This window comes from Streptomyces sp. NPDC086077 (genome assembly GCF_040686175.1).
In the GTDB taxonomy this organism is placed as follows: domain Bacteria; phylum Actinomycetota; class Actinomycetes; order Streptomycetales; family Streptomycetaceae; genus Streptomyces.
Genome location: NZ_JBFBJT010000200.1, coordinates 1 through 10,247 on the forward strand (window position 1 = coordinate 1; position 10,247 = coordinate 10,247).

The window sequence follows — 10,247 nt, forward strand, 5'->3', positions numbered from 1 at the left end:
CGGCGGCCACGGCGATCCGGGCCACGCGTCTCGCGCCCGGTATCGGTTCGCTCTGGGGGGTGAGGGTCATCGGCATCCCTTGTTGGTTAAGGAACGAGACAGTCCGGAATCCGGTCCCGGACGACCGCTCAGCCTTACGCAACAATGGGAAGTTTGGCGAGGGTTGACCGCATCGAAATGGATGAATGGGGAAAACCCGCGATGCGCATTGAGGGGTAGAGGGGGTGAGCGGAACATTTCGGGTGGGGGGCGGCGTTCCCGGTCCGACGGGATAGCGTCCCCTCGTGCGCAAGAAGTTGAGGGTGGCGGCCTACGCCATATGCGTCCGCGACGGCCAGGTGCTGCTCGCCCGCTCCCCGGCCCCCGACGGGACACCGGAGTGGGTGCTGCCCGGCGGTGGCATGGAGCACGGCGAGGATCCCTACGACACCGTCCGCCGGGAAGTGCGCGAGGAGACCGGCTACCGCATCGAGGTCACCGGCATCCTCGGGGTCAACTCCCTCCACCGCGCCTTCCCGGGCCCCCGCTTCCGCCGGGCGACCGACCACCACGGCGTACGCCTGGTCTACGAGGGGACCGTGGTCGGCGGCGAACTGTGCCACGAGGTCGGCGGTTCCACCGACATGGCCGCCTGGCACGACCTCGACGCCGTACCCGCCCTGCGTCGTATCGGCCTGGTCGATCTGGGCCTGCGGCTGTGGCGGGAACGCCCGGCCGCGGGGCGCGTCGACCTGGCGTAGGACGGGGTGCGCCGCCCCGTCGTGCTTCCGCCGTGTGCCCCGCCGGACGAACTCCCGGTGACGGCCCCCACGCCGTCCGACGAGCCGCCGTCGGCGCCCAGGATGGTCCAAGATCGACGGACTCGGGCGGGGCGCGCGACCGCAACGCCGAGCTGGTCCTCAAGAAGGGCTGAAACCCGCCCAACCGGGACGCCCTTCAGCAACTTTCACGCGGTGCCCACGGTTTCTTCCTCCGACTGTGTTGTGATCCGAAAAGGATCCGAGGGGATCAGATGGGGGAAGACATGAACGGACGAGTGACCCTGGTGGCGGCGACGGCCGTCGCGTTGTCGGCAGCCCTGGCCGGCGCGGCCCTGGCGGCCCCCACCACCGGCGGCCACGACACGACCCGCGAGGCGATGCGGGCCGCCGTGCGGGACGGTGTGCCCGGTGTGACGGCCACCGTGAAGGACGGGCACCGCACCTGGCGGGCGACCGAGGGCGTGGGCAACCTCCGCACCGGCCAGCCGCGTTCGGCGGCCGACCGGTACCGGGTGGGCAGCATCACCAAGACGTTCGTGGCGACGGTGCTGCTCCAGCTGGAGGCGGAGGGCCGGCTGTCGCTGGACGACACCGTGGAGAAGTGGCTGCCGGGCGCGGTACGGGGCAACGGCCACGACGGCCGGAAGATCACCCTCCGTCAACTGCTCAACCACACCAGCGGCGTCTTCGACTACACCTCGGACGACGAGTTCGGCCGCACGTACTTCCTGAAGGACGGCTTCCTGGCGCACCGCTACGACACGCAGAAGCCGGCCGAGCTGGTGGCGGTCGCGATGGCCCACGAGCCCGACTTCGCGCCGGGCACCTCGTGGAGCTACTCCAACACCAACTACGTCCTCGCCGGCATGGTGATCGAGAAGACGACCGGACGTCCGTACGGCGCGGAGATCCGCGACCGGATCATCGAGCCCCTGCACCTGCACGCCACGTCGGTGCCCGGCACGCGGGCCGCCGTCCCGCAGCCCAGCAGCCGCGCGTACGGCAAGCTGGCGCAGACGGCGACCGGGCCGACGTACGACGTCACGAGGCTCAACCCCTCCATGGCGTACGCCGCCGGCGAGATGATCTCCGACTCGTCGGACCTCAACCGCTTCTACCGGGCACTGCTCGGCGGCAAGCTGCTGCCGCCACGGCAGTTGAAGGCTATGAAGACGACGGTCCGGATCGACGGCGCCCCGAACGCCGCCTACGGACTGGGCCTGATGGACCGGAAGCTGTCCTGCGGTGTCCACGTCTGGGGCCACGGCGGCGGCATCCACGGCTCCTCGTCCGAGGCGGTCACCACCCCCGACGCCCGGCACTCCCTCGCCTTCAACTTCAACGGCGACTGGGCGGGCGACGCCGACGCGGTGATCGAGGCGGAGTTCTGCGGCGACCGCGGAGCCGGAACGCGTCTCGAGACGCGGTGACATGCTCCGCCCTGCCGTGACATGAGGAGGGGCCGCCCGGCATCGCTGCCGGACGGCCCCTCCTCTCCCCTCCTGACGCCGGCCCCGGTCCGTCACTACCGGGGCAGCACCACCACATACGCCGCCGGGTCCCGGTCCGCCGACGCCATCAGCGCCGTGCGCACGACCGTCGCCTGCTGCTCCATCGCGTCCCGCAGCTTCTTCGGCGTGATGTACACGACCGTGATGCCCAGTCGCTCCAGGTGCTCACGCTTGCGGGCGTACTCCGACCACAGGGCGTCGTCCTCCTGCCGACGGCCTTGGCGGGGCGCCCGGGTGTCCAGCTCCACCGCCACCGCGTGCTCCGGCCAGTAGGCGTCCAGGCCCCCGAGGTGCGGGCCGCCGGGCAGGCGCAGGTCGACGTTCCACACCGGGTCGGGCAGGCCGAACTCCCGGATCATGCGGTACAGCCGGTCCTCCGCGATCGCCCGCCCCTCCGCCAGCAGCGAGTCCACGGCGTCCACGACGTGCGGGCGGCTCAGCAGCCTGGCCTGGTTCAGCTCCCTCACGACCGCGGCCGGTTCGCAGTGCCCGCCGCGTACCGCCTCGGTGAGCAGCCGGCGCACCGCACCCGCGTCCGCGAGGTCGGCCACCGCGTCGGCCAGGGCCCGCGGCACCGGCGCGACCGGCAGGCCCGTGCGGTGCTGCGGCGTGGGCAGCGCGGAGGTGCGCAGCAGCCGGGCGCAGCCCGTCGAGCGCAGCCGGCGCAGGCGGGGGACCAGCACGTCGATGTGGTCCAGGGCGGGCAGCGGGGGGACGGCGGCGAAGCCGTGCAGGTTCAGTGCGGCGAGGCCGGTGATCATCGCCTCCGGGTACAGCGGGCGTTGCTCGTCCTCGGCGCCGGGCTGGGCCGGGACCCCGGAAGAGGACTCCCGGGCCGCGTACATCAGCACCGCGTGCAGTCGCTCCTCGCTGGTCGGCGGGCCGGGGTGGAGCAGGTGGACGCCCGGGAGGAGCTCCTGCCAGGGGCCGCCCGACTTGCACTGCTCGTTGGTCTCGGCGGCCGAGACGCCGTGCGCGCGCAGCTGAGCGGCCGTCATGACGCGGCGCCGGCCGTCGGACAGGTGGTGCAGGGGGCGGGGGGAGAGCGGGGTGTTGTGGTTCATGACCCGGGGATTCCCGCGGCTGATCCGCCCCTTAACCGCTGTTACACGCCCGTCGACAAATCCCGACAAGCTCGCACTAAAGGACGCATGTTCGGATGCCGAGAGAGCAGCCAAAACCCCTGGTCCGTTCGGGTGTGGACCAGGGGTTACGGCTATTGTTGCCTGAATTTCGTAACGGTGACCAACGGCCCAAGCTCAGGCCAAAGCTACTGGTCAGCCGTTCGCCGCCGCGTCGCACGCCTGTCCGCGCAGGGCCCGCGCCAGGTCGTCCCGGGCCTCCAGGACCAGGCGGCGCAGGGCCGGGGCGGCGTCCTCGTGCGCCGCCAGCCAGGTGTCCGCCGCCGTCAGCGTCTCCTCGCTCGCGCGCAGCCCGGGGAACATGCCCCGCACCACGTGCATCGCGATCTGGATCGACCGCTCCTGCCACACCCGCTCGATCACCGCGAAGTACTTCTCGGCGTAGGGCTCCAGCAGCTCACGCTGGGACGGCTGGCCGAAGCCCGCGATCGTCGCCTCGACGAGCGCGTTGGACAGCGCGTCCGACTCCACGACCTGCGCCCACGCCTGCGCCTTGACGGCCGCCGAGGGGCGGGCGGCGAGGCAGCGGACCTGGCGACGCCGGCCGGACGCGGTGTCGTCCCGGGCCAGCTCCGCGGCCAGCGCCTGCTCGTCGGCGGCTCCGTGCGCGGCGAGCGGCTCCAAGAACGCCCAGCGCAGCTCCTGGTCCACCGCCAGCCCGTCGATCCGCTCCGTGCCGTCCAGCAGTCCCTGAAGCAGCCGCAGGTGCTCCGCGCCGGACGCCACGGACGCGAAGAAACGCGCCCAGGCCAGTTGCTGCTCGCTGCCCGGCCCGGCCGCCCGCAGCTCGCGCAGCGCGCCCTCCGCGAGCAGTTCCTCACCGGTGGACCGCCACTTCGGCGCCGCGTAGTGGATCAGCGCCGACTCCGTCCAGGCGTGCAGCATCTGGAGCACGCCGATGTCCGACTCGCGCCCCGCGAACCGCAGCACCAGGTCGGTGAAGTCCCGCGCGGGCAGCAGCGCGTCCCGTGTCATGTTCCACAGCGCCGACCAGCACAGGGCGCGGGCCAGCGGGTCGGTCAGCTCGCCCAGCGCCTCCTTGAGGGTGGCGAGAGAGGTCTCGTCGAAGCGGATCTTGCAGTACGTGAGGTCGTCGTCGTTGACCAGGACCAGTTCCGGCGCCTCGGCACCGGCCAGCCCCGTCACGACCGTGCGTGGCCCGTCGACGTCCGCCTCCTGGGTGGCGTACCGCTCCAGCGCCCCGCCCGCCGTACGGCGGTACAGTCCGATGCGCACCCGGTGCGGGCGCAGCTCGGGGTGCGACTCGGGCGCCTCCTGCACCACCGCCAGCTCCGCGACGCGGCCCTGCGCGTCCAGCAGCACCTGCGGGGTGAGCGAGTTGACGCCGGCCGTCTGGAGCCAGGCCCGTGACCAGGCGCCCATGTCCCGCCCGCTGGTCTCCTCCAGCACCGACAGCAGGTCGCCGAGGCGCGTGTTGCCGTACGCGTGCCGCTTGAAGTAGCGCCGCGCGCCCTCCAGGAACGCCTCCTCGCCGACATACGCCATGAGCTGCTTGAGGACGCTCGCGCCCTTGGCGTAGGTGATGCCGTCGAAGTTCAGCTTCGCGTCCTGCAGGTCGCGGATGTCGGCGGTGACGGGGTGGGTGGAGGGGAGCTGGTCGGCGCGGTAGGCCCAGGACTTGCGGCGGTTGGCGAAGGCGATCCAGCCGTCCGTGAAGCGGGTGGCGCTGACCAGCGAGAAGGAGCCCATGAAGTCGGCGAACGACTCCTTCAGCCACAGGTCGTCCCACCACTCCATGGTGACCAGGTCGCCGAACCACATGTGCGCCATCTCGTGCAGGATCACCGTGGCGCGGTGCTCGTACGAGGTCTGCGTGACCTTCCCCCGGAAGAGGTACTCCTCCTGGAAGGTCACCAGGCCCGGGTTCTCCATCCCGCCGAGGTTGTACTCGGGCACGAAGGCCTGGTCGTACTTCCCGAACGGGTACGGGTAGTCGAAGTGGTCGTGGAAGAAGTCCAGGCCCTGCTTGGTGAGCCGGAAGATCTCGTCGGTGTCGAAGTAGGGCGCGAGGCCCTTGCGGCACAGCGCGCCGAGCGGGATCTCCAGCGCCGTGCCGTCGTCGAACTCACGTGTGTAGGAGTCCGTGACGTAGTGGTAGGGGCCCGCCGCGATGCAGGTGATGTACGTGGCGATCGGCTTGGTCTCGGCGAAACGCCAGGTTCCGTCGGCGAGTTGCCCGGCCCCGTTGCTCCACACCGTCCAGCCCTCCGGCGCCCGCACCTCGAAGCGGAAGGGCGCCTTGAGGTCGGGCTGCTCGAAGCCGGCGAAGACCCGGCGGGCGTCGGCCGGCTCGTACTGGGTGTACAGGTACACCTCGCCGTCCTCGGGGTCGACGAAGCGGTGCAGGCCCTCGCCGGTACGGGAGTAGGCGCACAGCGCGTCGACGATCAGCTCGTTGTCGGCGGCGAGGTCCTCCAGCAGGATCCGGGAGCCGTCGAAGACCTCGCTGGGGTCGAGGTCCCGGCCGTTCAGCGAGACCGCGGTGACGTGCGGCGCGATCAGGTCCACGAAGCTCGCCGCGCCCGGCTCGGCGCAGCGGAACCTGATCGTGGTGACCGAGCGGAAGGTCCGCGGCCCCTCGCCGGACGCCTCGCCGAGCGCGGAGCGCACGTCGAGCGACACGTCGTACCCGTCGACGGACAGCAGGGCGGCCCGCTCCCGGGCCTCGTCACGGGTCAGATTCTCACCGGGCACGGGCGGCACTCCCTCGGGTTCGTCGGACGCGGGTTCGTCGGACACTGCTGAACAGGACCGATCCTCCCATGTGCTGCTGACGGGGGGCAGCCGGGAATGGTCCGGCGCGTGGCGGTGTTCTGCGGAAGTTCCCCGGGAGATTCACTTCCTCATGAGGAGAGACATGTCGGACAAGACCCCCGTCGACTTCTGGTTCGACCCGCTGTGCCCCTGGGCGTGGATGACCTCCCGCTGGGTGCTGGAGGTGGAGAAGGTCCGCGACATCGAGGTCCGCTGGCACCTGATGAGCCTCGCGGTGCTGAACGAGGACAAGCTGGACCAACTCCCCGAGGAGTACCGCGAGATGCTCGCCACCAAGGCGTGGGGGCCGGTTCGCGTCGTCATCGCGGCCCGGCAGGAGCACGGCCCCGAGGTGCTCGGTGATCTCTACACCGCGCTCGGCACCCGCATCCACAACCAGGGACAGGGCCCGGAGAAGGAGGCCGTCGTCGCCGCCCTGAAGGACGTCGGCCTGCCCGAGTCCCTGATGGAGCACTGGGACTCCACCCCTTACGAGTCCGAGCTGCGCGCCTCCCACCAGGAGGGCATCGACAAGGTCGGCCAGGAGGTGGGCACGCCCGTCATCTCGGTCCCCGGCCCCGATGGCGAGGAGGTCGCGTTCTTCGGTCCGGTCGTCACCCCCGCCCCCCAGGGCGAGGAGGCCGCCCGCCTCTGGGACGGCACCCTCGCCGTGGCCTCGGTCCCGGGCTTCTACGAGATCAAGCGCACCCGTACCAAGGGCCCGGACTTCAGCAACCTCTCGGGGCCCTGGGAGTCGCCGGGCTCGGCCGAGCCCTTCGACCCGCCGTCATGGCACAGAACGTGCTGCCGAAAGCCCCCGCGAGTCACGTCCTCGCGGGGGCTTTCGTCTTTCCGCCTGCCGACGTGAAAGGTGAGAAGACGATCACGAGGCAGGACGATGGGGGAGGGCTCAGGGGGCCAGCAGCAGGACGTCCGCGCGGGACTTGGCGGCGTCGTGGCGCCTGGCCACGTCCTGCCAGTTGACCACCCGCCACATGGCCTCGACGAAGTCGGCCTTCTGGTTCTTGTACTGGAGGTAGAAGGCGTGCTCCCAGGCGTCGAAGACCAGGATCGGCGTGGCGCCCTGACCGACGTTGCCCTGGTGGTCGTAGACCTGCTCGACGATCAGCCGGCCGCTCAGCGGCTCGTGGGCGAGGACGCCCCAGCCGGAGCCCTGGGTGGTCGCCGCCGCCTTGGACAGCTGGGCCTTGAAGTTCGCGAAGGAGCCGAAGGATTCGGCGATCGCGCCCGCCAGCTCGCCGACGCCGTCCGTCTCCAAGGGCTCGCCGCCGCCGTCTCCGGTCATGTTGTGCCAGTAGATCGAGTGCAGGATGTGCCCGGAGAGATGGAAGGCCAGGTTCTTCTCCAGGCCGTTGATCGAGCCCCACGACTCCTTGTCGCGTGCCTCGGCGAGCTGCTCCAGCGCGTCGTTCGCGCCCTTCACGTACGCCGCGTGGTGCTTGTCGTGGTGCAGCTCGATGATCTCCGGGCTGATCACGGGGGCGAGTGCGGAGTAGTCGTACGGCAGTTCAGGCAGCGTGTAGACGGGCATGAAGGGTCCCCTCCGACCTCTTATTGCAATGAGCTTGCAACTACAACCTAGCAACAAGAAGGCCCCCACGCGTGAACGTGGGGGCCTTTCGGGGGATGCGGCGGCGTCAGCGCCGGGCGCGCGCCCGCTGCCAGCCGTAGCCGACGGCCGCCAGCACGAGGGTCATGGCGCCCGTCGAGTACAACTGCACGCGCGTGTCGGGCTCCCGGGCCATCAGGACGAAGATCGCCGCCATGCCGGCCAGCGCCACCCAGGTCAGCACCGGGAACGCCCACATCCGCACGATGAGCTTCCCCGGAGCCTCCCGCTCCAGCCGGCGGCGCAGCCGCAGCTGGGAGACGGCGATGAAGATCCAGACGACGAGGATCACCGCGCCGATCATGTTCAGCAGCCAGGGGAAGACGTCGTCCGGCCGCCAGTAGCTGAGCACCACGCACACGAAGCCGAAGACGCAGGACGCCAGCACCGCGATCCGCGGCACCCCGCCCGTCACCCGGCCCAGCGCCTTCGGCCCCTGGCCGCGGCGCACCAGCGAGTATTTGATGCGCGAGGCGCCGTAGATGTTGGCGTTCATCGCGCTCAGCAGCGCGACCAGCACGACCACGTTCATCAGCTGCCCGGCGCCCGGGATGCCGAGCGTGTCCAGGGTGGCGACGTAAGGGCCGCTCTCGACGACCTCCTTCGAGTCCCACGGCACGAGGGTGACGACGACCGCCATCGAGCCGATGTAGAACAGCCCGATGCGCCACATCGCCGTGCGGACCGCGCTCGCCACGCCCTTGACCGGGTCCTCCGACTCGGCCGCCGCGATGGTGACCGTCTCCAGGCCGCCGTACGCGAACACCGAGGCGAGCAGGCCGATCACCAGCCCCTCGCCGCCGCCCGGCATGAAGTCCGTCAGATTGCTCGTGCCGGGGGAGTCCGTGCCGGGCAGGACGCCCGCGATCGCCAGCGCGCCGAGCACCAGGAACAACGCGATCGCCCCGACCTTCAACGCGGCGAACCAGAACTCGAACTCACCGAAGTTCTTCACGGCCGCGAGGTTCGCGCCGCAGAACACCAGCATGAACAGCGCCACCCACGCCCACTCCGGCGTCCCCGGCAGCCAGCCACTGACGATCTTCGCGGCGCCGATGCCCTCCAGCCCGACGGCCGTGCACAGCAGCACCCAGAAGGCCCAGCCCACGGTGAACCCGGCCCACGGCCCGATCGCCCGCTCGGCATGCGCGGAGAAGGACCCCGACGACGGATACGCCGCCGACATCTCGCCCAGCATCCGCATCACCAGCATCACCAGGACACCGGAGATGACATAGGCGACGACGATCGACGGACCGGCGGCGGCGATGCCCGCGCCGGAGCCGACGAACAGCCCGGCGCCGATCACGCCGCCCAGGGCGATCATCGACAGGTGGCGCTGCTTGAGTCCGTGGGACAGGGACGCGTCCGCCTCTGGCGGAGCCTGAACGGGGGTGGTGCGGGACATGGGCGCGGTTCGTCCAGTACGTGAGGGGACAAGGGGGACAATCACACGGAGTGTAAAGGCCGGGTCAGTGTTTTCCCGGGGCCGCCCATTTGGCGAGACCCTACAGAGTCGGCCCCACGCCCCGGGCGTGAGCCGCACGGCTTCACCTCAGTGACCGGTATCACGCCGACGCGCGTGTAATCACCACTCTTTGTAAGGAGCCCACCACAGTCACGCGCGTCCCTTTGTCGGGCGGTGACGGTGGTCGGCCCCGGTGCCCTGGGTTAGCGTCACGGTGTCCCGAACCGCCCTCACTCGCGGAGTCCCCATGAGCACCGCTGCCGCCGCCCCCGCCCGTCCGGGCCAGGTCCTCGCCGACCTGCTTCCCGCCTCCCGCGTCCGCGACGTCGCGCTCGTCGTCGGTGGCGCCGTGCTCACCGGCCTCGCCGCGCAGCTCGCCGTGCCGATCCCGGGCACCCCGGTGCCGGTCACCGGGCAGACCTTCGCGGCGCTGCTCGTCGGCACCGCGCTCGGTGCAGGACGCGGCTTCCTCTCCCTCGCGCTGTACGCGCTCGCCGGCGTCGCCGGCATGCCGTGGTTCGCGGAGGGCGGCTCCGGCGCCGGCGCCCCGTCCTTCGGTTACGTCATCGGCCTGCTGCTGGCCGCCACCGCCGTCGGCGCGCTGGCCCGCCGGGGTGCCGACCGCTCCCCGTGGCGGACGGCGGGCGCGATGCTGCTGGGCGAGGCGATCATCTACGCCGTGGGCGTCCCGTACCTGGCCTTCGCCACCGGTATGTCCGCCTCCGCCGCGATCGCGGCCGGGCTCACGCCGTTCCTGATCGGGGACGCGCTCAAGGCGGCGCTCGCGATGGGCCTGCTGCCGGCCGCCTGGAAGCTCATCGGCAGGCGCTGACGATCCGGTGATCCCGCGCGGGGCCGGGGTGGCTTGCTCCATGGCCTGCAGGTCGCCGCATGACAGGTCGAGGTAGGGCACGGTGCCGAGTTCCCGCTGCCACAGGTCGCCGGCCGACGTGATGGCGG

The 10,247-nt window shown here is 71.1% G+C and carries 7 protein-coding genes and 1 pseudogene; 4 read left to right on the top strand and 4 right to left on the bottom strand.

The genetic code is table 11. The features are described 5' to 3' along the window. Window positions 1-284: 284 nt before the first annotated feature. Both AB0O67_RS34055 and AB0O67_RS34060 read left to right on the top strand, forming a co-directional pair. Window positions 285-740 (top strand): NUDIX hydrolase, encoded by a 456-nt coding sequence (locus tag AB0O67_RS34055; RefSeq protein WP_365458835.1) that lies wholly within the window; start codon window positions 285-287, stop codon window positions 738-740. A 284-nt stretch (window positions 741-1,024) separates the two neighbouring features. Beyond that, entirely contained in the window at window positions 1,025-2,191 is a 1,167-nt protein-coding gene (locus AB0O67_RS34060; RefSeq protein ID WP_365458837.1) for a serine hydrolase domain-containing protein, read from the top strand. Window positions 2,192-2,286: 95 nt separating this feature from the next. Here AB0O67_RS34060 and AB0O67_RS34065 read toward each other — a convergent pair whose 3' ends face one another. Both AB0O67_RS34065 and pepN read right to left on the bottom strand, forming a co-directional pair. After that, window positions 2,287-3,336, bottom strand: a complete 1,050-nt coding sequence (locus AB0O67_RS34065; RefSeq protein WP_365458839.1) for a hypothetical protein — start codon at window positions 3,334-3,336, stop codon at window positions 2,287-2,289. 213 nt (window positions 3,337-3,549) lie between these two features. Beyond that, window positions 3,550-6,129: an aminopeptidase N gene (gene pepN / locus AB0O67_RS34070; RefSeq protein ID WP_365458851.1), complete on the bottom strand. Its 2,580-nt coding sequence runs from the start codon at window positions 6,127-6,129 to the stop codon at window positions 3,550-3,552. 163 nt (window positions 6,130-6,292) lie between these two features. Between pepN and AB0O67_RS34075 the strand changes: the two are divergent. Then, window positions 6,293-6,928: pseudogene (locus AB0O67_RS34075) on the top strand (DsbA family protein); the annotation flags it as partial. Window positions 6,929-7,099: 171 nt separating this feature from the next. On the opposite strand, the gene AB0O67_RS34080 reads toward AB0O67_RS34075, so the two are convergent. Both AB0O67_RS34080 and AB0O67_RS34085 read right to left on the bottom strand, forming a co-directional pair. Further along, window positions 7,100-7,741: a superoxide dismutase gene (locus AB0O67_RS34080; protein WP_365458842.1), complete on the bottom strand. Its 642-nt coding sequence runs from the start codon at window positions 7,739-7,741 to the stop codon at window positions 7,100-7,102. 106 nt (window positions 7,742-7,847) lie between these two features. Beyond that, window positions 7,848-9,227 (bottom strand): amino acid permease, encoded by a 1,380-nt coding sequence (locus tag AB0O67_RS34085; RefSeq protein ID WP_365458845.1) that lies wholly within the window; start codon window positions 9,225-9,227, stop codon window positions 7,848-7,850. Between the two features lie 307 nt (window positions 9,228-9,534). On the opposite strand from AB0O67_RS34085, the gene AB0O67_RS34090 reads away from it, so the two are divergent. Beyond that, a complete protein-coding gene (locus tag AB0O67_RS34090) occupies window positions 9,535-10,119 on the top strand; it encodes a biotin transporter BioY (protein ID WP_365458848.1) in 585 nt (194 codons plus the stop codon). The last annotated feature ends 128 nt before the right edge of the window (window positions 10,120-10,247 follow it).